This is a genomic window from Thermus tengchongensis, from assembly GCF_021462405.1.
Taxonomy (GTDB): Bacteria; Deinococcota; Deinococci; order Deinococcales; family Thermaceae; genus Thermus; species Thermus tengchongensis.
The window spans coordinates 37391-63524 of record NZ_JAKEDU010000003.1; the positions used below are offsets into that span (position 1 = coordinate 37391).

At 67.5% G+C, this 26134-nt stretch carries 33 protein-coding genes; 8 read left to right on the plus strand and 25 right to left on the minus strand.

Features of this window, described 5'->3' with window-relative positions; translation table 11 throughout:
* Positions 1-3 precede the first annotated feature (3 nt).
* Positions 4-687: an SDR family NAD(P)-dependent oxidoreductase gene (locus L1087_RS04720; protein WP_234557872.1), complete on the plus strand. Its 684-nt coding sequence runs from the start codon at positions 4-6 to the stop codon at positions 685-687.
* On the opposite strand, the gene L1087_RS04725 is transcribed toward L1087_RS04720, so the two are convergent.
* The 10 genes from L1087_RS04725 to trmB all read right to left on the minus strand — a co-directional run bounded on the left by L1087_RS04725 (position 641) and on the right by trmB (position 8952).
* The gene (locus tag L1087_RS04725; RefSeq protein WP_234557873.1) at positions 641-979 is read right to left on the minus strand and encodes a VanZ family protein; all 339 of its coding nucleotides are present in this window, start codon (positions 977-979) and stop codon (positions 641-643) included. The genes L1087_RS04720 and L1087_RS04725 overlap by 47 nt on opposite strands.
* A gap of 3 nt (positions 980-982) precedes the next feature.
* Positions 983-1375 (minus strand): methylmalonyl-CoA epimerase, encoded by a 393-nt coding sequence (gene mce, locus L1087_RS04730; RefSeq protein ID WP_234557874.1) that lies wholly within the window; start codon positions 1373-1375, stop codon positions 983-985.
* Positions 1376-1379: 4 nt separating this feature from the next.
* Positions 1380-3020 (minus strand): FAD-binding dehydrogenase, encoded by a 1641-nt coding sequence (locus tag L1087_RS04735; RefSeq protein ID WP_234557876.1) that lies wholly within the window; start codon positions 3018-3020, stop codon positions 1380-1382.
* Positions 3021-3095: 75 nt separating this feature from the next.
* Positions 3096-3275 (minus strand): SMR family transporter, encoded by a 180-nt coding sequence (locus L1087_RS13290; RefSeq protein ID WP_051906162.1) that lies wholly within the window; start codon positions 3273-3275, stop codon positions 3096-3098.
* A gap of 212 nt (positions 3276-3487) precedes the next feature.
* Complete coding sequence (locus L1087_RS04745; protein WP_234557877.1) at positions 3488-4429, minus strand: 4Fe-4S dicluster domain-containing protein; 942 nt, start codon at positions 4427-4429, stop codon at positions 3488-3490.
* Positions 4429-5496, minus strand: coding sequence for a bifunctional 3-deoxy-7-phosphoheptulonate synthase/chorismate mutase (locus L1087_RS04750; protein ID WP_234557878.1), 1068 nt, complete (start codon positions 5494-5496; stop codon positions 4429-4431). Before L1087_RS04750 ends, L1087_RS04745 begins: the two co-directional genes overlap by 1 nt.
* 33 nt (positions 5497-5529) lie before the next feature.
* Positions 5530-6273, minus strand: a complete 744-nt coding sequence (gene tatC, locus L1087_RS04755; RefSeq protein WP_234553524.1) for a twin-arginine translocase subunit TatC — start codon at positions 6271-6273, stop codon at positions 5530-5532.
* Positions 6270-6512: a TatA/E family twin arginine-targeting protein translocase gene (locus tag L1087_RS04760; RefSeq protein WP_038048152.1), complete on the minus strand. Its 243-nt coding sequence runs from the start codon at positions 6510-6512 to the stop codon at positions 6270-6272. The genes tatC and L1087_RS04760 overlap by 4 nt, the downstream gene beginning before the upstream one ends.
* 121 nt (positions 6513-6633) lie before the next feature.
* Positions 6634-7995: a bifunctional UDP-N-acetylglucosamine diphosphorylase/glucosamine-1-phosphate N-acetyltransferase GlmU gene (gene glmU / locus L1087_RS04765; RefSeq protein ID WP_234557879.1), complete on the minus strand. Its 1362-nt coding sequence runs from the start codon at positions 7993-7995 to the stop codon at positions 6634-6636.
* A 21-nt stretch (positions 7996-8016) separates the two neighbouring features.
* On the minus strand, positions 8017-8952 hold the full coding sequence (gene trmB, locus L1087_RS04770) for a tRNA (guanosine(46)-N7)-methyltransferase TrmB (RefSeq protein ID WP_234557880.1): 936 nt from the start codon (positions 8950-8952) through the stop codon (positions 8017-8019).
* 76 nt (positions 8953-9028) lie between these two features.
* Between trmB and L1087_RS04775 the strand changes: the two genes are divergently transcribed.
* The 3 genes from L1087_RS04775 to L1087_RS04785 are packed head-to-tail and all read left to right on the plus strand — an operon-like array spanning position 9029 to position 10764.
* Positions 9029-9643, plus strand: coding sequence for a DUF4388 domain-containing protein (locus tag L1087_RS04775; RefSeq protein WP_051906161.1), 615 nt, complete (start codon positions 9029-9031; stop codon positions 9641-9643).
* Positions 9631-9807, plus strand: coding sequence for a hypothetical protein (locus L1087_RS04780; protein WP_234557881.1), 177 nt, complete (start codon positions 9631-9633; stop codon positions 9805-9807). The genes L1087_RS04775 and L1087_RS04780 overlap by 13 nt, the downstream gene beginning before the upstream one ends.
* Positions 9808-9816: 9 nt before the next feature.
* Positions 9817-10764, plus strand: coding sequence for an HD-GYP domain-containing protein (locus L1087_RS04785; protein ID WP_234557882.1), 948 nt, complete (start codon positions 9817-9819; stop codon positions 10762-10764).
* On the opposite strand, the gene L1087_RS04790 is transcribed toward L1087_RS04785, so the two are convergent.
* From L1087_RS04790 to L1087_RS04800, 3 genes are read right to left on the minus strand one after another with little or no spacing between them, the layout of a single operon-like run.
* Positions 10761-12548, minus strand: coding sequence for a menaquinone biosynthesis decarboxylase (locus tag L1087_RS04790; RefSeq protein WP_234557883.1), 1788 nt, complete (start codon positions 12546-12548; stop codon positions 10761-10763). The genes L1087_RS04785 and L1087_RS04790 overlap by 4 nt on opposite strands.
* A 42-nt stretch (positions 12549-12590) precedes the next feature.
* Positions 12591-12920 carry a YraN family protein gene (locus L1087_RS04795; protein WP_038041177.1) on the minus strand — a complete coding sequence of 110 codons (330 nt, stop codon included), beginning with the start codon at positions 12918-12920 and terminating at the stop codon, positions 12591-12593.
* Between the two features lie 27 nt (positions 12921-12947).
* A complete protein-coding gene (locus L1087_RS04800; protein ID WP_234557884.1) occupies positions 12948-14324 on the minus strand; it encodes a PASTA domain-containing protein in 1377 nt (458 codons plus the stop codon).
* A gap of 60 nt (positions 14325-14384) precedes the next feature.
* Here L1087_RS04800 and L1087_RS04805 point away from each other — a divergent pair, with 60 nt between their 5' ends.
* The gene (locus L1087_RS04805; protein ID WP_234557885.1) at positions 14385-14927 is read left to right on the plus strand and encodes an NAD(P)/FAD-dependent oxidoreductase; all 543 of its coding nucleotides are present in this window, start codon (positions 14385-14387) and stop codon (positions 14925-14927) included.
* Positions 14928-15121: 194 nt separating this feature from the next.
* On the opposite strand, the gene L1087_RS04810 is transcribed toward L1087_RS04805, so the two are convergent.
* Together L1087_RS04810 and L1087_RS04815 are read right to left on the minus strand one after the other, a co-directional pair.
* Positions 15122-15892, minus strand: a complete 771-nt coding sequence (locus L1087_RS04810; protein ID WP_234557887.1) for an SDR family NAD(P)-dependent oxidoreductase — start codon at positions 15890-15892, stop codon at positions 15122-15124.
* A gap of 4 nt (positions 15893-15896) precedes the next feature.
* The gene (locus tag L1087_RS04815; protein WP_234557889.1) at positions 15897-17024 is read right to left on the minus strand and encodes an alanyl-tRNA editing protein; all 1128 of its coding nucleotides are present in this window, start codon (positions 17022-17024) and stop codon (positions 15897-15899) included.
* A 19-nt stretch (positions 17025-17043) separates the two neighbouring features.
* Here L1087_RS04815 and L1087_RS04820 point away from each other — a divergent pair, with 19 nt between their 5' ends.
* From L1087_RS04820 to L1087_RS04830, 3 genes are read left to right on the plus strand one after another with little or no spacing between them, the layout of a single operon-like run.
* Complete coding sequence (locus L1087_RS04820) at positions 17044-17463, plus strand: HEPN domain-containing protein (RefSeq protein ID WP_234557890.1); 420 nt, start codon at positions 17044-17046, stop codon at positions 17461-17463.
* On the plus strand, positions 17444-17773 hold the full coding sequence (locus L1087_RS04825; RefSeq protein WP_135343289.1) for a nucleotidyltransferase domain-containing protein: 330 nt from the start codon (positions 17444-17446) through the stop codon (positions 17771-17773). Before L1087_RS04820 ends, L1087_RS04825 begins: the two co-directional genes overlap by 20 nt.
* Positions 17770-18501, plus strand: coding sequence for a pseudouridine synthase (locus tag L1087_RS04830; protein ID WP_234557891.1), 732 nt, complete (start codon positions 17770-17772; stop codon positions 18499-18501). Before L1087_RS04825 ends, L1087_RS04830 begins: the two co-directional genes overlap by 4 nt.
* Here L1087_RS04830 and pilO read toward each other — a convergent pair.
* The 10 genes from pilO to L1087_RS13295 form a co-directional block, all read right to left on the minus strand.
* Entirely contained in the window at positions 18469-18939 is a 471-nt protein-coding gene (gene pilO, locus L1087_RS04835) for a type 4a pilus biogenesis protein PilO (RefSeq protein ID WP_038041166.1), read from the minus strand. The two genes, L1087_RS04830 and pilO, sit on opposite strands and share 33 nt — an antisense overlap.
* Positions 18936-20126, minus strand: coding sequence for a type II secretion system F family protein (locus tag L1087_RS04840; protein WP_234557892.1), 1191 nt, complete (start codon positions 20124-20126; stop codon positions 18936-18938). The genes pilO and L1087_RS04840 overlap by 4 nt, the downstream gene beginning before the upstream one ends.
* 4 nt (positions 20127-20130) lie before the next feature.
* The gene (locus L1087_RS04845) at positions 20131-21777 is read right to left on the minus strand and encodes a GspE/PulE family protein (RefSeq protein WP_234557893.1); all 1647 of its coding nucleotides are present in this window, start codon (positions 21775-21777) and stop codon (positions 20131-20133) included.
* A complete protein-coding gene (locus L1087_RS04850) occupies positions 21755-22936 on the minus strand; it encodes a hypothetical protein (protein ID WP_234557894.1) in 1182 nt (393 codons plus the stop codon). The genes L1087_RS04845 and L1087_RS04850 overlap by 23 nt, the downstream gene beginning before the upstream one ends.
* 18 nt (positions 22937-22954) lie before the next feature.
* Positions 22955-23503: a prepilin-type N-terminal cleavage/methylation domain-containing protein gene (locus L1087_RS04855; protein ID WP_038041160.1), complete on the minus strand. Its 549-nt coding sequence runs from the start codon at positions 23501-23503 to the stop codon at positions 22955-22957.
* Complete coding sequence (locus tag L1087_RS04860) at positions 23504-24244, minus strand: type II secretion system protein (RefSeq protein ID WP_234557895.1); 741 nt, start codon at positions 24242-24244, stop codon at positions 23504-23506.
* A complete protein-coding gene (locus L1087_RS04865; RefSeq protein WP_234557896.1) occupies positions 24241-24684 on the minus strand; it encodes a hypothetical protein in 444 nt (147 codons plus the stop codon). Before L1087_RS04865 ends, L1087_RS04860 begins: the two co-directional genes overlap by 4 nt.
* A 3-nt stretch (positions 24685-24687) precedes the next feature.
* Entirely contained in the window at positions 24688-25137 is a 450-nt protein-coding gene (locus tag L1087_RS04870; RefSeq protein WP_234557898.1) for a prepilin-type N-terminal cleavage/methylation domain-containing protein, read from the minus strand.
* A gap of 10 nt (positions 25138-25147) precedes the next feature.
* Complete coding sequence (locus L1087_RS04875) at positions 25148-25579, minus strand: prepilin-type N-terminal cleavage/methylation domain-containing protein (protein ID WP_234557900.1); 432 nt, start codon at positions 25577-25579, stop codon at positions 25148-25150.
* 66 nt (positions 25580-25645) lie between these two features.
* Positions 25646-26011 (minus strand): prepilin-type N-terminal cleavage/methylation domain-containing protein, encoded by a 366-nt coding sequence (locus L1087_RS13295; RefSeq protein ID WP_326490700.1) that lies wholly within the window; start codon positions 26009-26011, stop codon positions 25646-25648.
* Positions 26012-26134 lie beyond the last annotated feature (123 nt).

A 26134-nucleotide genomic window follows, 5' to 3' on the forward strand; every position in this document is an offset into this window, starting at 1 on the left:
GGCATGCTGCAAGGCAAGGCCTTCTTGGTCACGGGGGCGGGGGGCGCCTTGGCCCGGGCGGTGATCCCCGCCCTGCACCGCGCCGGAGCCCGGCTCTTCCTCTCCGATCCCCGGGAGGAGCGCATGGCGGAAAGGGCCAAGGCGGTTGCGGCCAAAACCTTCGTAGCCGACCTCACCCGCCTGGAGGAGGCCCAGGCCCTGGCCCGCTTCGTGGAGGGGCAAGCTCCCCTTTTCGGGGTGGTGCATACCGTGGGCGGCTTCGCCGCCGGGCGCTTCCTGGATTCGGACCCTGGGCTTTACGACTGGATGCTGGACCTGAACCTGCGCACCGCCTTCAACCTCCTCCGGGCGGTTTTGCCCTACATGGAAAGGCGGGGGGAGGGCTTCTTCGCCGCCATCGCCGCCGGGCCCGCCTGGACGGGGGCGGGGCCGGGAAGGGCCCTTTACACCATGGCCAAGACCGCCTTGGCCAGCCTCCTCCGCTCCCTCCAGGGAGAGGTGGAGGGGGTGCGCTTCCTCATCCTCTACCCCATGGGCACCCTGGACACCGAGGCCAACCGGAAAGCCATGCCCGAGGCCGACTTCAGCCGCTGGATCGCCCCCGAGCTGGTGGCCGAGGCCATCGTGCTGGCGGCAGGGGCTAAGGGCGGAAGGCTTCTGGAGCTTCCCATCTACCCCCCAGCCTAGCCCCTACCCAGGCCCCCAGGGCGTCGGCCAGGAGGTCCCAGGGGTCCCGCTCCCTGCCCGGGACGAAGCCCTGGCGCCACTCCTCCACCGCCCCGTAGAGGGCAGCCAGGAGGAAAGCCGGGAGAAAGCGCCCAAGGCCCAGGCGCAGGAGGAGGCCGAGGAACAGGTAGGCCAGGAAGTGGGCCCCCTTGTCCCAGGGGTGGGGCAGGCCCATCCCGGTGGCGGGCTGGCTGGAAAGCCACCAAAGGAGGCCCATGTGCCCCAGGGCCAGGAGGAGGGGCAGGGGGCGCACCGGCTACGCCTCCACCAGCTCCCAAAGCACCCCGAGCCCGAAGGCGGGGTGGAGGAAGGCCACCCGGTGCCCGCCGAAGCCGGGGCGGGGCACCTCGTCAATCAGCTTGGCCCCTTCCGCTTTTAGCCGAGCGAGGTCCTCCTCAATCTGCCCCGTGGCGAAGGCCAGGTGGTGGAGCCCGGGGCCCCGCCGTTCCAGAAAGCGCCCCACCGGGGTATCAAGGCCCAGGGGTGCCAGAAGCTCTAAAAGGGTTTCCCCCTCGCCCCGCAGCATGGCCACCCGCACCCCCTGGGCTGCCACCTCCCCTTCGGCCACAGGGGTAAAGCCCAGGGAAAGGTAGCGGGCCTTGGCCTCGTCCAGGTCCTCCACCGCGATGCCCACGTGGTGTAGCCGCATGGGGCTATTCTAGCCCTTCGGCCACTCCCCTGGCCGCCAGGAGGCCGGAGAAGAGACACCCCCCTAGGAAGGTGCCCTCCAGGGCCTTGTACCCGTGGACGCCCCCGCCGCCGAACCCCGCGGCCTCCCCGGCGGCAAAGAGGCCAGGTAAGGGTTCCCCTTTGGGGGTGAGGGCCCGGCCCTTGAGGTCGGTCTGGATGCCCCCCAGGGTCTTCCGGGTTAGGGTCCAGAGGCGCACCGCTACCAAGGGCCCGCCCCGACCGCCCAGAAAGGGATGGGGCTTGGCCACCCGGAAAAGCCGGTCCCCCAGGTAATGCCGGAAACCCCGGAGGGCCAGGATTTGGGCGTCCTTGCTAAAGGAGTGCAGCAGCTCCCGGTCCCGGGCCTTTACCTCCCGTTCCAGCTGCATCGGGTCCAGGACCCCGGGGGCCAGGGCGTCCATCTGGCGCATGAGCTCAGAGAGGTCCTCCGCCACCAAAAAGTCCTTCCCCCGTTGCAAAAAAGTCCGCACCGGCCTCGAGGGGCCGAAGAGGCGGTTGCGCACCACCTGGAGCCAGCTTTTCCCGGTGAGGTCCGGGTTCTGCTCCGAGCCCGAGAGGGCAAACTCCTTGGCCAGGGTCTTGAGGTCCAGAAGGAACCAGCTCCAGTCCCACCCCGTGTTTCGGAGGTAGCGCAGGGTCTCCAGGGCGTCAAACCCCGGGAAGAGGGGCGGGGGAAGCCTTTTCCCGGTGGCATCCAGCCAGAGGGCAGAGGGCCCGGGAAGGATGCGGATCCCGTGGTGGCTCCAAATGGGGGTGTGGTTCTCCACCCCCTCGGGGTAGTGCCACATGCGGTCCAGGTTGATGAGCCGGGCCCCCGCCCGCTCCGCCAGGAAGAGCCCCGAGCCGTCCACGTGGTCCGGCACCCCGGAGAGCATCCTCCCTGGGGGCCTGCCCATGCGCTCCGGCCAAAAGCGGCGCACCAGATTCAGGTTGGCCCCAAGACCCCCCGTGGCCAGGACCACCGCTTGAGCCAGGTAGCGGAACTCCCCTACGGGCCTGCGGCTGGAAGGGGCCCCCCGGGGCACGGGGTCAGGCTCCAGGACCACCCCCGTCACCCCCACCGCCTTCCCACCCTCCACCAGCACCTCCTCGGCCCGGTGACGGAGAAGAACCTTGAGAAAGCCCTTTTCCTCCAGCTCCCTCACCCGCCGCAGGAAGGGGGCCAGAAGCCCCGGCCCCGTTCCCCAGACGATGTGGAACCGGGGCACGGAGTTCCCGTGCCCGGTGGCCAGGCCCCCGCCCCGCTCCGCCCAGCCCACCACGGGGAAGAACCGCACCCCCAAGGCGGCGAGCCAGGCACGCTTCTCCCCAGCGGCGAAGTCCAGGTAGGCCTCGGCGAACAGCCGGCCCCAGTAGTCCTCCTCCCTGTCGAACCCCGCGGCCCCGAACCAGTCCTGCCGGGCCAACTCCAAGGAGTCCCGGATGCCCAATCGCCGCTGCTCCGGAGAGTTTATCAGGAAAAGCCCTCCGAAGGACCAGTAAGCCTGTCCCCCCAAGTGGGGCTCCTGCTCCAGTAGATAGACCCGTTTCCCCTTGGCGGCGATCTCCGTGGCCGCCACCAGGCCAGCGAGCCCCCCTCCCACCACGAGGACGTCAGCGTCCATGATCTGCTCTCTCCCAATATACCCCCTACCGTCCTCCTGGGGGGCGCCTCGAGGCCAACCCCAGGCCGGAGGGCCTCACGGCCCGTGGGCGTTGGCGCTCAAGTTGAGGAGGACCACCCCTGCCACCACCGGGAGGACCCCCACCGGCGTCGCCAAGGCGGTGCCGAGGCCAGCCCTGATGGCGTAGGCTCCACTCAAGGGGATGGATTTGAGGCTCAGCCCCAGGAAGTGGAAGGCCAGGGCGTAAACCGCCACACCAGGCTGGGGAGGAGGCGGGTCAGCCCTTGGGAGAGTTTCAGGTGGCTGGTGGCCGCCACCTCAAAGCGACCACCCGGACGGTCGAAAAGCCCCCTGCTGGGCTCGAAGGAGAACCCAGGCATCGGTGCCCGGGGACCGCCCCACCGGGGAAAAGGGGGCGCCCTATGGCCTTTTGGGAGCCCGCTCGTGGCTTGCGCACGATGGGGTACTCAGAGATCGTACCAAGGTGGCTTGCCCCGGTAAAGCTCCAGCTCCTCCCCCACCTCCGCCTTGGGGGCCTCCTCGAGGCGGATCACCTGGGGCGGGCAGCTCTCCACGCAGGCCCCACACCCGGTGCAGGCCTCCACCTTGAGCCGGAGGACGTACTCCTCCCCCTCCCGCACCCGGTAGACCGCCTCCGTGGGGCAGACGTTGGTGCAGACCGGGCAGAGGGTACACCCCTCCTCCACCTGGATTTTGGGCCAGCGCACCGCCTCCGCACGGCTTGCCGCCAGGAAGCGCAGGCGAAGCTCCGCGGGAAGGCCCTTGGGTTCGGGCTCCTCCGGCAGGGGAAGCTCCGGCACCAAATCGGCGGCGGTGCGCCGGGCGCTGCCCATAAGGGCCTGGAAGAGCTCGCGCCGCCCCACCTTCTCCCCGGGAAGCTCCCCTTGGATCACCTCCACCTCCACCGGGTGGTAGCGCCGGGCCTCCTCCGCCATGCGCTGGAGGTGCTCGGGCACGGAAGGGCCGCCAATCCTACAGGAAGCGCAATCCCCCCGGGCCAGGACCACCTTGCCAAAGCGGCTTCCCGCCTCGGCCAGAAGCCCAGGGGTCAGGCGGCCGAGGCAAAGCACCTCCTCCCCCTTGCCCTCGGCCTTGGAGCAGCGGATCTGGCCCTTGCCCCGGATGAGAGCCTCCTGGAGGCCCCCCAAAGGGTATTCCAGGGCGATGCCGGGGCAGACCCCGGTGCAGAGGCCGCACCCCGTGCAGAGCACCTCGTCCAGCTCCACCCGCCACCCTTCAAGGCGCACCGCCCCCCGGGGGCAGGCCCCGTAGCAGCGGTCGCACCCTCCCACGCTGTTCTTGTAGAGGAGGCAGCGGGCCTCGGTGTAGCGGGGCCTGGGGTCCGTGGCCTTCAAGAAGGCGTTCAGGAGGTTATCCAAAAGGCCCATCAGCCCTCGGGCAGGAGGTCCTTTAGGGCCTCCAGGAAGCGGGTGAACTGCGCGAAGTCCATCTGCTGCTGGTTGTCGGAAAGGGCCACCTTGGGGTTGGGGTGGACCTCCACGTGCACCCCGTCCGCCCCCACCGCCAGGGCCGCCCGGGCCAGGGGGGCCAGGAGGTCGGTGCGCCCGGCGGCATGGGTCACGTCCACCACCACCGGCAGGTGGGTCTCCTGCTTGGCCAGGGCCACGGCGGAGAGGTCCAGGGTGTTCCGGGTCCAGCGCTCAAAGGTGCGGATGCCCCTTTCCGCCAGGATGACCCTTTCGTTGCCCTGGGAGAGGATGTACTCGGCGGCGTAGAACCACTCCTCCATGGTGGCGGCAAGCCCCCGCTTGAGGAGGACGGGCTTGCCCGAGCGGCCCACCTCCTTGAGGAGGGCGAAGTTCTGCATGTTGCGGGCCCCAATCTGCAGGATGTCCGCGTACTCCGCCACCACCTCCACGTCCCGGGTGTCCATCACCTCGGTGACGAAGACCATGCCGTAGGCGTCCGCCGCCCTGCGGCCAAGCCGCAGGCCCTCCACCCCCAGGCCCTGGAAGCCGTAGGGGCTCGTCCTGGGCTTGAAGGCCCCGCCCCTTAAGACCCTGACCCCCTTGGCGGCCAGGAAGCGAGCGGTTTCCATCATCTGCTCCTCGGACTCAATGGAGCAGGGCCCGGCGATGAGGAGGGGCTTCTCCCCGAAGACCACGTCCCTCACCCGCACCCGGGTGGGCTCGGGCTTGTATTTTCGGGAGTAGAGGAACTTCTTCTGGTCCTGGCGCTCCTCGAGGTCCAGGCTGGCTTTGAAGATCTCCTTGAAGAGCTTCCTTATGGTCTCCGGGGGGAAGGGCCCGGGGTTTTCCGCGGTGAGGTAGGCCAGCATCTCCTCCTCCCGCTTGGGGTCATAGTGGGGCAGACCGAGCTCGGTCTGGATGCGGCCGATCTCCTGCACCAGCCTCCCCCGCTCGGAAAGCAGGCGCAGAAGCTCCCGGTTTACCCGGTCCACCTCTCTTCTCAAGGCCAGGATGCGCTCGTCCATGGGCTATTGTATGGGGCGAAAGGCCTCAAGGTGTCAAGCGGCCTCTTCCTTGGGGCGGGCCCTCTCCGCCAGCCGGGCCACCAAGACCGAAATCCAGTAAAGGACCAGAAGCGGCCCGGTGACGATGGAGAGGGAGACCACGTCCACCGTGGGGGTGATGACCGCCGCCAGGGTGAGGAGAAGAACCACGGCAATCCGCCAGTTGCGGGCCAGGAAGGTGGAGGAAAGAATCCCCAGCCGGGCCAGCAAGTAGCTCACCACCGGCATCTCAAAAACCAGGCCCATGACCCCCATCATCATGAGGACCTGCCCCATGTAGCGGCCGATGGAGATCTGGGGGGTGATGACATCCCCAAGAAAGCCCAGGAGGAAGGGAATGGCGAAGGGCAAGAAGCCGTAGTAGGCAAAAAGCGCTCCCAGGGCAAAGCTGAAGCCCGCGCCCAAGAGGAAGGGCACCGCTAGGCGCTTCTCGTGCTCGTAAAGCCCCGGGGCGATGAAGGCCCAAGCCTGGTAGACGATGAAGGGCAAGGCCAGCACCAACCCCCCAAAGGCCGCCACCTTCAGGGAGACCAAGAAGGGTTCGGTGATATCCAGAACGATCAGGTTGACCTGGATGCCGTTCTGCTGGGCCGCCAGGTCCAAGGGGCGCTTCAGCCACTCCAGGAGCTGGACCCTGAAACTCCAGGCCACCCCCGTGCCCACCACCCAGGAGAGGAGGGCCCAGAGGATGCGGCTCCGGAGCTCCTCGAGGTGTTCGACCAGGGGGGCTTCCTTCAAGCCTTGTCCTCCGCCTGGGCGGCTTTCTCGGGCGCCGCCTCCGCCGGGGTGGGCTTAGGCTTCGGCTCCTCGCGAACGTCCACGCTCTTTTCCAGCTCCTCGCGGATCTCCTGCGCCCCCCGCTTGAACTCGCGGATGCTCTGGCCCAGGGAGCGGCCCAGCTCGGGGAGCTTCTTGGGCCCGAAGATGAGGAGGGCCACCACCAGGATCACCAGGATTTCCGGCATGCCCAGGTTCATACTCCCCAGTTTAGCACCCGGGCTGAAGGGAGGATGAACCCTGACGCCCTATTCCCCTGGGCTCTCCCCCCACCCATCCTCCCGCCAAGGCCTCCAGCCCGGCTTCGTAGGGATAGGGGCCTCAGCCCTCTTCCCGCTTGCGCCGGGCGTAGCCCTCTATGTTCCGCTGCCGGCCCCGGGCCACCGCCAGGGCGTCCTCCGGCACCTCGTGGGTGATCACGCTCCCCGCCCCCACCATGGCCCCATCCCCCACCTTGACCGGGGCCACCAAGACGGCGTTGGAGCCGATGAAGGCCCCCTTGCCGATCAGGGTCTTGTGCTTGCGCTTGCCATCGTAGTTGGCGGTGATGACCCCGGCCCCGATGTTGGCCCCTTCCCCCACCTCGGCATCCCCCAGGTAGGCCAGGTGGCCCGCCTTGACCCCGGGGTGGAGGAGGCTGTTCTTCACCTCCACGAAGTTGCCCACGTGGACCCCCTCCCGGAGGACCGCCCCCGGGCGGAGCCGGGCGAAGGGCCCGGCGTCGGCTCCCCTACCGATCACCGCCCCCTGGGCCACGGTGTGGGCCAGGACCCGGGCCCTGGGTTCCAGCACCGTATCCTCCAAGACGGCGTAAGGCCCCACCTCTGCCCCCTCCCCGATGCGGGTCTGGCCCTTGAGGACCACCCCTGGCCAGAGGGTGACGTCGGGGGCGAGCTCCACCGTGGGCTCGAGGTAGATGCTCTCCGGCAGGATCATGCGCACCCCCTTCCGCATCCACTCCCGGCGGAGGGCAGAAAGGAGCACCCCCTCCACCCGGGCCAGCTCCTCCCGGGTGTTCACCCCTAAAGCCTCGTCCGCCACCCCCTTCACCGCCACCACCTTCCGCCCGTGGGCCCGGTAGATGGCGATGAGGTCGGGGAGGTAGTACTCCCGGGCGGCGTTTTCGTTGCGCACCTCCTTGAGGGCCGTGAAGAGGAGGCCATCAAAGGCATAGGCCCCGGCGTTCACTTCCCGGATGGCCCTAATCTCAGGGGAAGCGTCCTTTTCCTCCACGTTGCCCAAGACCTCCTCCCCCTGGCGCAGGATGCGGCCGTAGCCGGTGGGGTCAGGAAGCTCCACGGTGAGGAGGGCCATCCCCGCCCCCTCCTGGACCTTCACCAGCAGACCCTTCAGGGTCTCCGGGCGCAGGAGGGGGGTGTCCCCCTGCGTGACCAACACGGGACCGGAGAAGCCCTGGAGGAAAGGCTCCGCCTGCAGGAGGGCGTGGGCGGTGCCGAGCTGCTCCTTCTGCCAGGCCACCGCCACGGGGTAGTCCCTAAGGGCCGCCGCCACCTCCTCCCCCCCGTGGCCCACCACCACCACCAGTTTCTCCGGGCTCAGGGCTAAGGCGGTTTCCACCGCGTAGGCCAGCATGGGCTTGCCGAGAAGGGGATGAAGCACCTTGGGCAGGCGGGACTTCATCCTGGTCCCCTGCCCCGCGGCCAGGATCACATGGGCATGCATAGGGCTATTTTAGGGCGTGGGCTAGGTGTGGTCCTGGACCACCTCGAGGCCCACCCTCTCCAGCTCCCGCACCAGGACCCGCACCGCTTCCTTGACCCCCTGGGTGATGAGGGGGCTTCCGAAGCGGCATACCCCCGCGTAAATGCCCCGGGCACTTGGGCGCACCTCCAGAAGGAGGTCCTGGGTGAGGTCTTCTTCCTCCACGTGGGTAAGCACGTAGTGGCCTTCCTCCCCCCGGGCCACCTCCAGAAACACCGCTACCCCTCCGGGGAAGGGGACGGGCCGCTTGCTCAAGGGGAGGGTTTCGGGAAGGGTTCCTTCCAAAAGGGCGTGGGCCATGGGGTACCTCCTAATGGGGGGCCAGGGTTCGGGGTCCTCGGCCACCTTGACGAAGGCGGCATGGAAAAAGGCCCGCCCTGCCTCCTTCCACTTCAGGGCGTACTTGGTGCGCAGGTGGGCTTCCGGGGGAGGGCGCACCTCCACCCGGTAAAGCCCGGTTCGCTCCGCTTCTTCCAGGGCGAAGCGGAAGTAGGCCTCGTGGTCGGTGGTGAGGAGAAGCGCCCCGCCTTCTTGGAGCCTGGTGGAAAGCCTGCGGAAGAAGCGCTCCTGCAGGAGGCGCCTTTCCTGGTGCCGTTTCTTGGGCCAGGGGTCGGGGAAGTTCACGATGGCGAGGTGGAGGCTTCTGGGAGGGACCAGGTTTCGGAGGGCGAAGGGGCCTGTCCCTTGGTAAAGGCGCACGTTCTCAATGCCCTCCCGGCGCATCCGCCTCAGGGCCTTCAGCACGCTGGTGGCGGAAACCTCCGCCCCCAGGATGCACCAGTCGGGGTGGGCTTTGGCCAGCTCCGCGGTGAAGCGCCCGTCCCCGAAGCCCACCTCCAGGACAAGGGGGCCTTCGGCGCCGAAGAGGTCCTTGGGCGTAGGGGGCCAGGTGGAAAGAAGGGCGGGCCGCACCAGCACGAGGGGGGATTATAGCAGTTTTTCAAACCCCTTTCACAAGGAGGGGCTACGCTGGAGCCTGGAGGAGGTTTGGTTTATGGCCCTATTCGGAAGCCTCGATTCCCTGCCCCTGGAGGAGCTTCTCCAGCTTCTCGCCCACAAGGAAGGGGCCTTGGAGATTTGGAACCTGAAGGGTATTCCCCCCACCACCATCTATCTGAAGCCGGGCCACATCCGCTCCTTGGACCAAAACGGCAAGCCCCTGGACCCCATGGCGGCCAAAGCCACGTTGCAGGCCCTCCTCCAGGCCCGGGAGGGGAGCTTTGAGTTCCTGCCCGGGGCGAAGCCCAAGCACAAGGTGCGGCTGGGCTGGCCGGTGGAGAAGGTCCTCCTGAGCACCATCACCCTCCAGGACGAGCTGGATCGCTACCGGCCCCACCTGCCTCACCCGGAGGCCCGCTTTGAGCTGGCGGGAAGCTCTCCCGAGGATCCCCGCTTCAAGGACTTTTTCCGCTTGGCCCTGCCCTATCTCAAGCGGGGCGTTTCCCCCCAGGAGCTGGCCCAGGCCCTGCGGCTTCCCCTGGATCAGGTGCGCTTTTACCTCTACCGCCTCCAGCTTTTGGGGGCGGTGAAGCGGGCGGCCCCCAGGCCCAAGGCCCACCCCCTGGCGGGGAAGCTCCTCGCCCACCTGAAGGCCCTATGGAGCCGCTGAAGATCCTGGTGGCCGGCCCGGTGGGGGCGGGAAAGACCGCCTTCGCCAGAAGCCTCTTGGGGGAGGAGGCCCTCACCACCGAGGCCAAGGCCAGCGAGGACCTGGGCAAGGAGACCCCCACCTTGGCCCGGGAAGCCGCCAAGCGCTTGCGGGAGCTGCTCTAGGAGGTTCTTATGCGCGTGCTCGTGGTGGACGACGACCCGGTACAGCGCCTCCTCCTCATGCGGGCCCTGGCCCCCTTGGAGGTGGAGGTCCAGGAGGCCAGGAACGGTCAAGAGGCCCTGGACCTCTTGCGGGACGGCCTTCCCCATGTGGTCCTTACGGACCTGCACATGCCCCTGGTGGACGGGCTGGAGCTCACCCGCAGGATCAAGGCCCTGGACCCCCTCCTCCCGGTCATCCTCCTCACCGCCGACGGGGAGCGGGAGGTGCGCCTCAGAGGCATTGAGGCGGGTGCCGATGACTTTCTGAACCGGCCCGTGGACCTCTCCGAGCTCCGCCTGCGGGTGAAGGGCCACCTGGAGCGGCGCAAGCTGCAAGAGCGCCTCGAGGACCTGGAACGGACCCTCTTGGCCTTGGTGCGGGCGGTGGAGGCCAAGGACGCCTACACCGCGGGCCACGGGGAGCGGGTGGCCCAGTACGCCCTCTGGACGGCGGAGGAGCTGGGGGCCAAGGAGGCGGAGCTCGAGGACCTGCGCATGGGAGCCCTCCTCCACGACGTGGGCAAGATCGGCATCCCCGACCACATCCTCCGGGGGGACTACACCCTTACCGAGAAGGAGTGGCGCCTTATCCGCGAGCACCCGGTGAAGGGAGACGAGATCATCCGCCCCTTGCGGGCTTACCACCGGCTCAGGCCCTACGTGCGCTGGCACCACGAGAAGCTGGACGGCTCCGGCTACCCCGATGGCCTCACCGAGGTGCCCCTCCTGGTCCAGGCGGTGAGCGCCGCCGACATCTATGACGCCCTCACCAGCGTGCGCACCTACCGCGCTTCCCTCAAGCCCGAAGAGGCCCTTAAGGTACTGGAGGAGGAGACCCGCCAAGGGCGGCTTCACCGGGAGGTGGTGCGGGCTTTCCGGAGCGGCCTCCTGCGCAACCGCGCCCTGCGTACCACCTAGAGGCCGTACTCCTCCCAGCGGCTTTCCACCAGGGCCTTGATGCGCCCGTCCATGCGGATGCGCTCGGGCCAGACCCGGTGGAAGCCTTCCTCGGGGAGCTTGCGGGTGCCGTCCAGGACCAAAACCGGACCCTCCACCCCCGCCATGACCCGGGCGTCCCGCTCCGGGTCGATGTTGTTGAGCACGGCCCAGAGGAGCTCCTCGGGGGTGAGGGCAGTGTCGTGGTCCGCCAGCAGGAGGAGCCGGATGCCCGCGCTGGCCGGTGTCTGCAAGAGGCGCTCCGCCAAGGCCCAGGCCTGGCCCGGCCGCTCCTTGCGCAGGGTAATCCCCCAGACCCCGGGCCACTGCCTTTGGGCCAGGGCCTCCGGGTCCTGGGGGAGCTCCGTGTGGACCCTGGGAGCCCAGGGTACCTCCCCGCCCTCCTCCGGGAGCTTGCGGGTGCCATCGATGAGGAGCTTCCCTCCGAAGGCGAAGGCCCGGGCGCTGTGGTCCAGGACGTCTATGGGCCCCCGGAGGAAAAGGGTGTCCCGCCCAGGGAGGGCGTGTTCCAGGGCTTTCAGAAGGGTGGCGAAGCCGGGCCGCACGGGCACGTCCGCGTCCACCGCCACGATCACCTTGGCGAACATCATCTGCCCCAGGCCCAGCATCCCATAGGCCACCTTGTAGGCCTGGCCCGGGTACCCCTTCTTTAGGGCCACGTTCACCCAGTTGTGGGCCACCCCCTCGGGGGGCATGTGGTAGTCGGCCACCTCGGGGAGGACCAGGCGCAAGGGGGGAAGGAAGAGGCGCTCGCTGGCCTCGATGAGGTAGGCGTCCTCCATGGGGGGCATGCCCACGATGGTGGCCGGGTAGATGGCCCCTTTCCGGTGGGTGAGGGCGGTGACGTGGAAGCGGGGGTAGAGGTCCACGGGGGTGTAGAAGCCGGTGTGGTCCCCGAAGGGCCCTTCCACCACTAGGGGCTCCTCCGGGTCAATGTAGCCCTCCAGCACAAACTCCGCCTCCGCGGGCACGGGGAGGTCCACGGTGACGCCCCGGGCGAGCTCGATGGGGGCACCCCGGAGGAACCCCGCCAGGTGGAACTCGCTCACCCCTGGCAAAGGGGGTAGGGGAGCCGTAGCGGCGTAGGTGAGGATGGGATCCCCCCCTAAGGCCACGGCCACCTCCAGCTTTTTTCCCAGCTTCCGGGCCTTTTCTAGGTGCTGGCGGCCCACCTTGTGGAGCTGCCAGTGCATGGCGGTGCTCCTTCGGTCCAGCACCTGCATGCGGTACATGCCCAGGTTGAGCTCCCCGGTCTCCGGGTCCCGGGTGATCACCAGGGGCAGGGTGAGGAAGGGCCCGGCGTCCTGGGGCCAGCACTTGAGGACGGGAAGGCGGCTTAGGTCCACCGCCTCCCCCTTGAGCACCACCTCCTGCACCGGGGCCCTGCCCACCCGTTTGGGGAAGAATCCCTTGAGGAGGGGGAGCTTGGGGAGAAGACCCATGAGGGCAGAAATCCCCCCTCTTCCCGGCTTCAACTCCAGCAAGCGGGACACCTTCTCAGAAAGCTCGTCCAGGTCCCCAACCCCCAGGGCGAAGGCGGTGCGCTCCCTTGTGCCGAAGAGGCCGATGGCCACGGGGAAGTCCTTACCCACCACCCTTTCAAAAAGGAGGGCAGGACCCCCCCTCTTCACCATGCGGTCGGCGATCTCCGTGATCTCCAGTTCGCTGGAAACGGGTACCCTTATCCGCTTGAGCTCCCCCCGCCTCTCCAGGGCCAGGAGGTAGGCCTCCAGGTTCCTAAACACCCTCAAGCTTACCCAAAGGGCCCATGGAGGGAAGGTTCCCCCCTACACTTCCAACACCAGGTGCTCTATCCGGTGCGCCCGGGGGGTCCCGTGGACCAGGATGGCCTCGAGCCTCACCGGAAGATCGTCGCGTCCCAACAGATAACGGGCGCTTTGTAAAAGGCGCCTCACCTTTCTGAGGGTCAAGGCCTCCAAGGGCGTACCGTAAGCCCCTGAGCTCCTTTGCTTGACCTCCACCAGCACGTAAACCCCATCCTTTTCCAGAAACAGGTCCACCTCCCCAAAGGGCGTGCGGCGGTTGCGGCCCAGAAGCCGGTAGCCCCGCTCAAGAAGGTAGGCGAGCGCCAGGTCCTCCGCCCAGCCTCCTTTCACACCCTCCTCCTTAAGCCAGGGGGAGCCTCAGGGGGTCCACTCCTGAACAAGCTCCCCGTCCATATAGAGGCGGAAGCGGGCCTCCCCCACCACTTCGTAGGTACCCGAAACCCTTAGGCCCCCACGGCCTTCCCCCTCATAGACCAGGTGCTCCCCCCGGTCGTCCACCAGCACCAGGCGCACCTGGCGGCCCTCCGCCTCCTGGGGCAGATTCAGAGCCAGGGTCACGGTACGGGCCTCGGGGCCCGGAGGCGAGGGGGGGGTCAAAGCCCCCACCTGCACCTCTCCCCTTGCCGCCACCCTTAGGCGCACCCCGCTCCCCGGGGGCATGGGGGTTCCGGGGGCGGGCTCCTGGGCCAGCACCGTGCCGGGCGGAGCCCCGGAGGGCACCTCCTCCGCCTGGACCTGCAGGCCCATGGCGTTCAGGAGGAAAAGCGCCTCCTTTTGGCTCAAACCCGTGAGCTTTGGAAGAGGCACCGTGGGACCCAGGGAAGCACCCCGGGAAACCAGAAGCCTCACCGGGGCCCCAGGGGGCAAGGGAGTGCCGGGGGGCGGGTCGCTGGCCAGGACCGTGCCTAGGGGTTCGGGACTTTCCATCTGGGCCACCCCAGCCAGGCGGTATCCTAGCTCGGAAAGCTTCGCCTCCGCCTCCTCTTGGCGGAGCCCCTTCAGCTCGGGCAAGGGGTTCAGCCGGGCCTGGTTAAGGGTGAGGCGCACGGTGCGCCCCGCCCTAAGGCGGGTTCCCGGTGGAGGCTCCTGGGCCAGCACCACCTCCTTGGGCTTGGCCGGGTCGTTCCCCTCCACCACCTCCAGCCTGAGCCCCGTATCCTTCAAGAGGAGAAAGGCCTCCCGGGCGGTCTTGCCCACCAGGTTCGGCACAGCGTACTCCGGGGGATTGAAGTAGCGGTAAACCCCTTGGGAAAAAAGCCACAGCCCTAGGAGGAAGAGGAGGAGGCCCGGGGCCACCCCCAGTAGCTTCCCGAAGGGAACAGCTTTAAGAAAGCCCGGCCGGGGGCGCGAAGGACCCCGGGCCAAGGCCCGCCGGGCAGACCCCAAGGGCCATGGGGACAGGTAGGCCACCCCTTCCTCGGCCATGGCCAGGTGCTCTGGGCCAAAGCCCAAGGGGGCCAGGGCCTCGAGGGCCGCCCGGGGCGGCACTTTCCGGGCCAGGGGACGCTCGGGGAAAAAGGCGTAGTAACGCCCAGGCTTGGCGGAAACCACCGCCTCCACAAGCCCAAGCTCCTCTAAGCGTTTGATGGCCGCCCGGTACCGGTAAAAGCGCTCCTTGTCCTCGGGGGTGCGCACCTGGAAAAAGAAAACCACCCCGCCCTCCACCCGATAAAGGGTGACCCCCTCCCGCTCCTCGAGGGTTTCCAGCACCGGGTAGCGGTCGTCCAAGATCATGCGCCGCCGATTATACCTTGCCTTCCCTCCTCCGTCCCCGACCCCTATACTCTAAAAGGTATGTGGGACGTTCTCGTGGTAGGCGGCGGCCCTTCGGGTCTTTCCGCGGCCCTTTTCCTCACCAGGGCCGGGCTTAAGGTCCTGGTGCTGGACGGAGGTCATTCCAAGATCGCCCAGGTGAGCCGGGTTCCCAACTACCCTGGGCTTCTGGACGAACCCTCGGGCGAGGAACTTCTAGAGAGGCTGAAAGAGCACGCCCGACGCTACGGGGCAGAGATCCAAAGGGGCGTGGTCAAGGGGGTGCGCGACCTGGGGGGGGTCTTTGAGGTGGAAACCGAGGAGGGCGTGGTGGAAGCGGAAAGGCTTCTCCTCTGCACCCACAAAGACCCCACCCTACCCTCCCTCTTGGGCCTCACCCGCAAGGGAGTCCACATAGAAACCGACGAGGCCGGCCGCACCAGCTATCCCAGGGTCTACGCCGCCGGGGTGGCCCGGGGCAAGGTGCCGGGACACGCCATCGTGAGCGCAGGGGATGGAGCCTACGTGGCCATCCACTTGATCTCCGACCTGCGGGGAGAGCCCTACAAGGACCACGCCACGTGATGCCCTTTTTCGCCACATCGGTAAGGGCCTAAATGGTGCGGGCTAAGTACCCGCACGCAAAGGTTGCCCCACCGGCCAAAGCCAAAGCGGCGTGCTCACGGCCTCTTTGGGGCCCCCGTCGTGGCGCAAGCCACGACGGGGTACTTAGGGATTGGCCGGGCCCCCTACTCTGGCAAAACCAGGGTGGAGCAGCGCTAGACTGGCCTACCCGCCATCATGAAGCTCGCCGTCATACCCCCGTCCACCACCAGAATGGCCCCGGTGATGAAGCTCGCTTTTTCCGAAGCTAGGAAAACCACTGCCTCCGCCACTTCCTCGGGCTGGCCCAGCCTCCTCAGGGCGTGAAGGTCCTCCCAGTCCCGGCGGGTCCTCTCCGGATCCTCGGAAAGGGCGATGGCCTCCAGTACCGCCTCCGTGGCGATGGCCCCCGGGGCCACGGCATTCACCCGGATGCCCAAGGGGGCCAGGTCCAAAGCCAAGGAACGGGTGAGGTTGACCAGCCCTCCCTTGGAAGCGTTGTAGGCAGCATTCTCCTGCTCGGCGAAGAGGCCCTGGACGCTGGCCACGTTCACGATGGCCCCCCCGCCTACCTTGGCCATCTCCCTGGCCGCCAGGGCGGAGAGGTGCATGGGAGCGGTGAGGTTCACCTCCAAAACCCTTCGCCACTCGGGGAGTTTTACGGTAAGGGCCGAACCTGGGGCGCTGGTGGCGGCGTTGTTCACCAACACGTCCACCCGCCCCAAGGCGTGAGCCGCCTCCTCCACGAAACGCACCCGGTCCCTTTCCTCGGCCAGGTCCGCCTGCACGAAGAAGCCTCCGATCTCCTCCGCCACCCCCCGCCCCTCGGGATGCAGATCGCAAAGGGCCACCAGGGCCCCTTCCCGAGCGAAGGCCCGGGCGATGGCCCGGCCGATGCCCCGGGCCGCTCCCGTGACCAAGACTCCCTTTCCCTCAAAAAGCCCCATGGCCTTAGCTTACGAGGCCCGGATCCAAGGCTGCGGCCACCTTTTCCTTGGGCAGGCTTCCCTGGACCACCTCTTTTCCCCCGCCCTTAGCCCCAAGGGCCTTAAGCCTTTCCAAAACCTCCTGCCGGCCGGGGCCCAAGGTGGCAAAGCGACCCTCGAGGGAAAGGAGCAAAAAGGTCTTCTCGCTCCAGGAAAGAAGCCTTTTGGCCAGGTCCCCCAGGACGGAAGCCGGCACCAGGAGCACCCTCTCCTCGAGGGCCCGGGGCAGGAGGGCCTCCACCAAAGCCTCTTTGAGCTCCAAGTTCTCGCCCTTAAGGGCGTATACCTCCTCCTGAAGGCGGCGCACGGGTCTTTCCAGCTCCAGGGGGCTGGTGGAGAAGGAAAGGGCCAGGCGGGAAAGCAGGGCGTGCTTGGCGTGGTAGTCCTCCAAAGCCTCCCACCCCGCCAGGAAGTGCACCCGGGTCCCCCCCTTGTACCGCTCCCACTTGAGCACCTTGATGGGCCCCGCCTGGGCGCTGGTCTTGAGGTGGGTGCCCCCGCAGGCCGCCAGGTCGAAGTCCCCGATCCGCACCAGGCGCACCTGGCCCTGAACCTTCGGAGGCCGCCTCAAAGGGTAACGGGCAAGCTCCTCCTCAGAAACCCAAAAGGCCTCTATGGGGTAGTCCGCGTACACGGCGAAGTTGGCCAGGGCCTCCGCCTCCTGGAGCTTGGCCTCCGCCACTTCCTCCTTTAGGTCCACGGTGCAAATGGGCCCATCTAGGCTCACGGCCACCGTGTGGTACCCCCCGGCCCGGAGGAGGGCCTGGGAGAGGATGTGCTGGGCGGTGTGGCGCTGCATGTGGCGGAAGCGCCTATTCCAGTCGATCTCCCCTTCCACCTCCACCCCTTCGGGAATGGGGGCGGAGAGCACGTGGACCACGTCGCCAAAGGCCTTTTCCTCCTCGTAGGCGTGGAGGACCCGCACCTCGCCAAAGGGGCCCCGTAGAACCCCGGTGTCCGCAGGCTGGCCGCCGGATTCCGGGTAGAAAAGGGTCTCGGAAAGCACGGCATGGTGCCCCTTCTCGTCGCTCCAAACCCGCACCACCTGGGCCCGAAAGCGGGTGGCGTAGCTGTCCAGCTGGTAAAGCCTCATGCCCTTTAGGATAAGGAGGATGGTGCCCTTGGACCGGGAGGAAGGAGAGAGATGGCTGGCCCAAGCGCGGCATACCCTGGCCTCTGGGGAGCGTGACCTGGAGGAAGGGGACTACGACTGGGCCAGCTTTAAAGCCCACCAAGCGGGGGAGTACGCCTTGAAGGGGCTCCTCCGGGGCCTTGGGCGGCCCGCCTTCGGCCACGCCCTTTTCCGCCTGCTCCAAGCCTTGGCGGAAACGGGCTTGGTCATTCCCCCGGTCCTGGAGGAGAGGGCGCGGCTCCTGGACGCCCACTACATCCCCGCCCGCTGCCCCGACGCCTACCCCGAGGGCAGTCCCTACGAGTACTACACCCCCTCCCGGGCTAAGGAGGCCTTGCAGGCGGCCAGGAGCATCCTGGGATGGGTAGAGGAGGTGTGGCATGGCCTGGAAGGCCCTTGAGGGGCGAAGGGCCGAGTGGGAGAGCCTTCTGGACGAGGCCAAGGCCTTTGCCCAAAGGGTGCGGCAGGCCTTAGGGGAGGCCCGGGTGTACCTTTATGGTTCGGTGGCCCGGGGAGTGTTCAACGTGGAAAGCGACATCGACCTGCTGGTGGTCTCCCCCCATCTGCCGAAAGACCCCTTGGAGCGCTTCACCTTTCTCCAGCGCCTAAACCCGGGCCGGGTGGAGGCCAGGGGCCTCACCCCAGAGGAGTTCGCCAGGCTTCGGGCCAAGGGGGCCCTTTGGTGGCTGGAGGGGGCTTTGGAGCTATGAGGGGGGAAAGGCTCGACAAGCTCCTGGCCCGCCTGGGCCTGGGGAGCCGCAAGGAGGTAGCCCGCCTGGTGCGCGCCGGGCGGGTGCGGGTGGCGGGGGAGGCGGTGCGGGACCCGGGCTTCCACGTCCCAGAAGGGGCCTCCTTGGAGCTGGACGGGAAGCCCCTGGCGGTGCGCCGCCACCACCACCTCCTCCTGCACAAGCCCGCGGGGTACGTGACGAGCCGCACCGAGGGCCCCAGCGTGTACGCCCTGCTTTCGGGCTTTCCCACCCGGGACCTCGCCCCGGTGGGCCGCCTGGACAAGGACACCGAGGGACTCCTCCTCTTTACCACCGATGGGGAGCTCCTCCACCGCCTCACCCACCCCCGGCACAAGGTGGCGAAGCGCTACCTGGTCCACCTGGAGCGCCCGGCCACGGAGGAGGACCAAAGGGCCTTCGCCGAGGGGCTTTCCCTGGATGGGGAGAGGCTTTTGCCCGCGGCGCTCTCCTTGGGGGAGGACCCCACCCGGGTGGAGCTCGTCCTCCGGGAGGGGCGCTTCCACCAGGTGAAGCGCATGTTCCAGGCCCGGGGGAACCGGGTGCTCTACCTGAAGCGCCTCTCCTTGGGGCCCTTGGAGCTGGGGGACCTTTCCAAAGGGGAGGCCCGCTACCTTACCCCCGAAGAGGAGGAAACCCTCTACCGGGCGGTGGGCCTAGGGGGCCAAGATGCGCAGGGCGAGCTCTAGGGTTAAGCGCTCCCCCCGGGTTTCCGCCACGGGCGCCAGGCGGTAGCGCTCCACCCAGAGGGGTGCGGGCACCTGGGGTAGGGCCTCGAGGTAGGCCAGCACCCCCGGGTAGGGGCCTTCCAAGGTTATCTCCAGGCTCCAGGCGCGGGCCTCCCCCACCTGGGCCACCTCCTGGGGTCGGAGGTTTTTGAGGGCAAGGCCTTGGGCCTCTGCCAGGCGCACCAGGGCTTCGTAGAGCTGAGGGAGCTCCCCTTCCTTCACCGGGGCCTCGGACAAGGCCCCAGGGAGGCTTTTCGTCAAGGCTTCCACTTCCCGCTCTAGGACCTGCGCTGCTGCCACCGCCCGTCGGTAGTGGGCGTAGGCGGAGAACACCGCCTGGCCGCTCCAGAGGAGCGTCGTCAGGGGCAGGAGGAACCAAAGCCAAATAGGCGGTTTCATCGGCGCAGGATCCGGGAGAGGTCAAAGAGGGGCAGGTACAAGGCCAGGGCGACCACGAGCATTATACCCCCCAGGAGCACGGTTAGGGCGGGCTCTATGCTGGAGGAAAGCCGTTTGACGCCGTAGTCCACCTCTCGTTCCAGATGGGAGGCCACCTGGTAGAGCATCTGGTCCAGACTCCCGGCCTCTTCCCCTACCAAGGTAAGGCGGACCACGATGGGCAGGAAGAGGGGCTCCCGGCTCATGGCGGCGCTCAGGGACTCCCCCCGCACCACCCGCTCCAGGACCCGGTCCAGGGCCTCGGCCAGGGCTGCGTTCGCGAGGACGTTCCGGGTGGCCTCGAGGGCCTGGGTGATGAGGACTCCTCCCTCATACAGGGTGGCCAGGGTGCGGGCGAAGCGGGCCATGGCCGCCTTGTGCAGGATGGGGCCCACCAGGGGAAGCCGGAGAAGGAGGCCGTCCAGCAACTTGGCCCCCCCTGGGGTGCGGCGGTAGGCCCTAAGGACGTAGAGGAGGGCCAGGAAGAGGAGCAATAGCCAGAGGATATTTTGGCGCACGAACAGAGAAGTGCCGATGAGGAGGCGGGTGGGAAAAGGGAGCTCCGCTCCCGCTGCCCCGTAGAGTCGGGCGAACACCGGGATGACGAAAACCAGGAGAACGGCCACCACCAGGACCAGGACCGCGACCACGAAGGAGGGGTAGAGGAGGGCGGTGCGCACCTTCTCCCGGAGGTCGTGGCTTTTGTCCAGGTACTCGGCGATGCGCCTCAGGACCACCTCTAAAGCCCCCCCCGTCTCCCCTGCTGCCACCAAGGCCCGCACCAGGGGAGGGAAGACTCCAGGGTAGTGCCCCATGGCCTGGGCCAGCCCCTCCCCCGCCTCCACCCGCTCCCGCACCCCTCGGGCGGCCTCCTTTATAAGCGGGTGGCGGGTTTCCAGAGAGAGGGTGTGCAGGGCTTGGGTTACGGGGACCCCAGCCCCCACCAGGGTGGCGAACTCCTCCATGAAGAGGACCAGTTCCGGCAAGGGTACCTGGCCCCTTTTAGGGCGCCGCGCGCGCTCTAGGCGCAAGGGGTAAAGCCCCATCTCCCGCAGGCGCCGCCTGGCCCCTTGGGGGCTTTCCGCCTCCAGAACCCCCCGGTAGACCCGTTCTCCCTTGGCGTCGGTGGCCTCGTAGAGAAAGCGCATGCCCTTACTCCCAAAGCCCAAGCACCCTGAGGAGCTCGTGCCCGGTGGTGACCCCCGCCCGCACCTGCAAAAGGCCCACCTGTCGCAGGCTCCGGTGCCCCTTTAGCTCCGCCAATTGCCGAAGCTCTTCCTCCCCTGCCCCCTGGCCCAATCGGTAGAGAGCCTCCCGATCCGGGGCGTAGACCTCGTAGATCCCCACCCGTCCCCGGTACCCCGTGCCCCGGCAGTAGGGGCAGCCTTCCCCCACAAGCTCCTTCTCGGGAGCCTCCTCTCCGAAGAACAGCCGGGCTTCTTCCGAAACGGGCCTGGGTCTGGCGCACTGGGGACAGACCCGACGCACCAGGCGCTGGGCCACGGTTCCGATCAGGGTGGAGGCCAGGAGGTGGCGTTCGGCCCCCATTTCCAGGAGGCGGGTCACGGCGGCGATGGCGTCGTTGGCGTGCAGGGTGGCCAGAACCAGGTGCCCGGTGAGGGCCGCCCGCAGGGCGGTGTCCAAGGTATCCCCGTCCCGCACCTCCCCCACCAGGATCACGTCCGGGTCCAGGCGCAAGACGCTTTTCAGGGCCTCGGCGAAGGTGAGGCCGATCTTGGGCTGCACGGGGATCTGCACCACCCCTTCCAGGGGAAATTCCACCGGGTCCTCAATGGTCACGAAGGTCTTCTCCTTGGTGTAAAGCTGTTCCAAGGCGGCGTAGAGGGTGGTGGTCTTGCCGCTTCCCGTGGGCCCGGTGACGAAGAGAATGCCGTAGGGCCTGAGAAGGAGCTTCTGGAAGCGGGCGAGTTCTTCAGGAAGCATTCCGAGTTCGGGGAGGCCCAGCCGCACCCCCGTGGGGTAGATGATGCGCAGGGTGAGCTTCTCCCCGTGCAGGGTGCCTATGGAGGCCACCCGCACCTCGTACCGCCGCCCTTCAAAGGCGAAGGTAAAGTGCCCATCCTGAGGGCGGCGCCTCTCGGCGATGTCCATGCCCGCCAAGACCTTGTAGCGGGCGGCCAAGGGGGCTTCCAGGTCCTTGGCCAGGCGCTCCAGCTCCTGCACCACCCCGTCCACCCGGGCCCGCACCAGGAGGTGGGTTTCCTCCGGGTCCAGGTGCAGGTCGCTGGCGGAAAGGGCGATGGCCCTTTCCAGAAGGGCCTGGGCCAGGCGCACCGCGGGGCTTACCCCCAGGGTGAGGTCCAGCTCCGCCGCCGAGGAGGGCTCCGCCTCTGGCTGCTTGGGCCTCGAGGCCTCCGCCAAAAGCCGGTCCAGGGCCTCCAGGATCTCCCGGTCCGGGGCCAGGTAGGGTACGATCTCCTTGCCCGTGAGGAAGCGGAGCTCGTCCAGAAGGGCCAGGTCCGAGGGATGGGCCATGGCCACGTGAAGGCGGTTTCCCTCCAACCTAAAGGGCAGCACCCGCCGTTCCCGCGCCAGGCGGGGGTCCAGGAGGGCAAGGGCCTTGGGGTCTGGGGTAAGCTCGGCCACCCGCACCAGGGGGGCCTTCTGCTGGTCCGCCAGGGCCCGCACCAGGTCTTCCTCCCGCACGTACCCTCGGCGGAGGAGGATCTGGCCCAGGAGGTCCCCTGTGCGCTCCTGCTCCTGAAGGGCGGCCTGGAGCTGTTCCTCCGTGAGGTACCCCAGCCGCAGGAGTAGCTCACCGAGCCTCGGCCTTGGCAACCTCCACCTCCCAGGTGTACAGTCGGCCTTCGCCTTCCGCCTGGATGACACCAGGCTTTCCCCCGAGGCGGCGGGCCAGAAGCAGGGGCGCGTAGGGGTCCAAGGCCTTGCCCTCCAGGTGGAGCCTGGTCTGTTCCGCGGTGAGGCTTGTGAGCCAGAGGTTTTCCGGGCGCTCCGAGGCTACCCTCAGGACCTCTTCCAGCCCCAAGCCCCGGGGCCGGGCCGGCTGGAAGGTCTGGGCCCGGAGGAGCTCCACCTGCTGGCGCAAGGCTTCGGCCCGCCGCTCCTCCCTGGACGCTCTCTCCTCCAGAAGGCCTTTCCCTACCAGTCCCCCCACGAAGAAGAGGGCCGCCAGGAAGACCGCCCACTGGGCTTCCCGGGGCAGGCCCTCGCCCAGGGCCTTGCGCCTGGGCTTGAGATCCAGGGAGAACCCTTTGGCCAGGGCTTGGGCCTCCAGGTCCAGGGGTACCCCCTGGGCCACCTCGCGGGCGGGGAGGCCCGGGGGTACCGGGGGCGGGGTGGGCAGGCCCAGGAGCAGGGCCTGGTCCACCGCCCCCGCGTGGCCGAAGAGGGCCAGGGACCTGGCCACCTCTTCCGCGAGCTGCGCCGAGCCCTCGTCCGCGGGCAGGGTCAGGTAGCGGAAGCCCCGGAGTACCCCGTTCTCAAAGAGGGCCACGGTGTGGGCCAGGTTTTCCAGGACCAAGAGACTGGGGGCCTCGCTTTGGCTTAGGGCATGGCGCCAAAGGAGAAGGGGCAGGGGTTCCACCCGGGCAGGGCGGAGCCGCGCCAAAAGCCCCGCTCCCCTCCTGGGTAGGGCGGCGAAGAGGACCCGGACCCGCCTTTCGTCCTCAGGAGCCACCAGGAGGTAGTCCGCAAGGAGCTCCTCCTCCGCAAAAAGGGGGCTGCGCTCCGCCTCGGCCAGGACCGCCTCTTCCAAGGGGAAGCCCTGGAGCCTGGGGAAGGGCTGGAGCCGGAGGAGGGCGAACTCCGGGCCCAGGCCCACGTAGGCCCCCCGTCCCCCCAGTTCCCGCAGGTGGTGAAGAAGGCGTTCGTACCGAGGGTACCCCTCCTCTGTGAGGAGGTCCTCTGCGGGGAAAGCCTCGGCTTCGCCCTCTCTTAAGCGCAGGATGCGGCGGTGGGTGACGAAGAGGAGGTTCATAGCTAGGCTGGGTACAGTCTAACCGCTTCGCAGGGAAAACACCAGGGGCGGGAAGGGGTAGTCCTTCCCGCCAATCCTCAGGGTGAGGCCTTTGCCGTTCAGATTTACCGGGTCGCAGGGAGCGTCCATCAGGCCCACGAGGCTAGGATTCGTCAGGTTGTCGTAGCAGAAGCTGGCGTTGGGCAGGAGGGCGGGCTCGAGGAGGCTCACGAAAACCCCCGTGGGGCTGGTGCAGCTTCCCGTCCAGCTCCGGCGCTCCAGGGTCTTGCTGGCGGTCAGGCGGTATTGGACACACACCTTTCCCGAGCCTGCCTGGGTTTCCACGATGAATCCGCTGGCGGTGGGGCTCTGCCCGGAAAGGGTCGCGATGCCCGCGCTGGTGGCGCTCCGCAGGTCCTTTCCCAGGCGGTCCCGCAGGTCCTGGGCCAGGGATTGCGCCTGGAGCAGCGGGGCCTCCCCGTGGGTCCGGACCCCCGAAAGCAGAAGGTAGGAGAGGGCCAGACCCAAAATCCCTGCCAGCGCCAGGACGATGGATAGCTCTACCAGAGAAAGACCTTCCCTCCGCATTCACCACCTCAGGGAACAGGAGGCCGTATAGGTCACCTGGTTGTTGCCTTGACCCACGTAGAGAAAAAGCGTGAAGGTGTAGTTGCCTGCCTTGAAGTTGGCGTTGAAGGTGAAGGTGAGCGTCTGGCTCCCAAAGGTGAGGTTTTGGCTTAGGGAGATGGGGGTGCCCTTTTTAACCCCTTTGTTGTTGGACCAGAGGGTGGTACCTCCCGAAGACACCGCCACGATCCGCTTTTTGCCTTCGCCGTTCCAGCTTAAGGCGAGGGTTCTGGTGGTCACCGAAGCGCCGGCGTTGGTTACCGTCATCTGCAGCTGGTTGGAGGAGGCCTTTTGGCATGTGGCGGTGAAGTTGGGGCTGGGGGGAGGCGGGGGAGGGGAGCCTTCCCAGGTCACCTGGGTAAGGGAAAAGGTCCGGCTCGGGCTGCTGGAGACCTCCTCGAAGGTGTAGGTGTAAGCGTAAACGGAGGTGTTGGCTGGGGGGGTGATGGATAAGCCCGCGGTTTGTTGGCAGATGCGGTAGCTCTTTCCCGCTAGGGTCAGGACCAAAGGCGGGCTTGAGCCACAGGGGGGGGCATCCAGACCCGTTTCCAAGACCGTCTCCGCCGCATGCAAGACCTCCTCTTCCAGCCCGGTGGCGGCCCCGGCTTCCAGGGTCCGGGACAGGGCCAGGATCATGTAGGCCACCACCCCCACCAAAAGGAGGGCTACGGCCACCTCCACCAGGGTAAAGCCTCGCTTCACGGGAGCACCTCCCAGGAGAGCACCGCTTGGTTAGCCGTGTCGTAGGTTACCTTTACCCAGCGCACGAGGCCGTCTTTGGTCTTCCCAAACCCCCAGAAGGTTACCGTAGTCCCGCTTGGCAAAGTGGGCGTGGCGCAGTCTGTGGGCTGGCTGGAGCTGTAGGTGTAGCAGCCCACGTAATCGGGAGAGGTGCTGGTGCAGGGGGCGGTTGCAGTGCGGCACACGAGCACGGGGGAGCCGGGTGCTCCATTTTTGCTATCCAGCCGGGCGATGGCCTCCCACGCCCCGGCCTCGGCCAGGTAGAGGGCTTGCAGGGAGGACTGGGACCGGAGGGTGCGCTCGGCGTTTAGGAGGCTGAGAAGGGAGTAGGGCAGGAGGAGGAGGCCGAAGAAGGTCAGGGCCAGGGCCACCATCACCATGAGATACCCTTGCCGCTTCATCCCCTAAAACTCCCCCTGGCAGTAGTCGCTTATGCCCGAGGTATACGGCCGGAAGACCACGATCTGGGCTTTGGGGTCGGTGGGGTCCCCTGCCTCGGCGAGGCCCCCCAAGGGGTTGTACCCGTCCATGCAGTACTCCCGCCCCGGGCGGTAGCGGAGAACGATCTGGTAGTTGTAGTTGTCGTAGGGGTTCCGCTTGAGGAAAGGCTCCTCCCAGGTGTCCTTTTTATAGGGAGAGTCCAGGGCCTCCCAGACCTCGTCCAGGATGGGAGGGCGGCCCAGCTTCACCGTGAGGATGCGCACCGTGGAGTTCAGGGCCAAGAGGGTCTGCCGCGCCGCCGCCTGTTCGGCCTGCAAGGAGAGGTCCACGAAGCGCGGCACGGCCACTGCCACCAACAATCCCAGGATCAGGATCACCAGGGCCAGTTCAATAAGGGTGAACCCTTTCCGCATCCTCCCTCCTTCAGTTTAGGGTGTCCGGGTGGGCCCGCAGGCAGCGGATGGGCACGGTGACGGTGGTCTGGCTCACGGCGATGAGGAAGAGGGTGCAGGCCTCGTCGGCGTAGAGGTAGGCCAGGCGCTCCCCGGCGTTGCACAGGGCGTTGCCGTTTCCGTCCCAGTAGGCCACGGTGGTGCCGGAAGGGCAGCTGGAGGAGAGCCGGAGGGGGGTGGGGTTGCCCATGAGGGCCTTGAGGGCGTTCCAGGTGGGCGGGCTGCGGTGCTGGGCCACGTGGATGGCGTAGGCCGAGCGCAGGTGGCGCAGGACCTCCTGCCGCTGGGCCTTTTGGGCCTGGGCCTGCAGGTCCAGGTACCGGGGCACGGCCACCGCGGCCAGGACGGCTAGGAGGAGAAGGGTCACCGCGAGCTCCGCCAAGGTGAAACCTCTTGCCTTCAAAGCCCCTCCTCTTTGAGACATATGGGGGTGGGATCCATCCCACCCCCTATCCCCGAAGGCTCCTTCTCAGAAGGCCTTGGTAATACAACGAACAGTATTTCCCACAGCAGTAGCAGGGGTAGTGCAGGTCTCGTCAGTATAGACGTTGGCGATGTCGGTGGCCGTTCCCCCTATGACAACCTGGATCTTGCCCTCAGAGAAGCTAGCGCCGCCTTCCAGTTTGCCGAGGATCTCTTGCACCGTGGGGTAGCCCTTTTTCTGCGCGATGGCGATGGCATAGGCGGAACGGATGGAGCCGTAAGACGCTTCCTTGGCTGCCTGCGTGGCCTGGCTGGAAAGATCCGTGAACCGCGGCACCGCGATGGCCACCAGGATCCCGATGATCACGATCACGATCGCCAGCTCGATCAGCGTGAAGCCTTTTGCCTTCATCTCTGCCCTCCTTTCACAGGTCCCAGCATGGGGGAAGGGTGTGAAAACGGTGTGAAAGCTGGGGCCTAGGCTGAAGGGTACCATGGGGAAGTAGGGAAGGCAAGGCCAGGGGGATCACGGGGT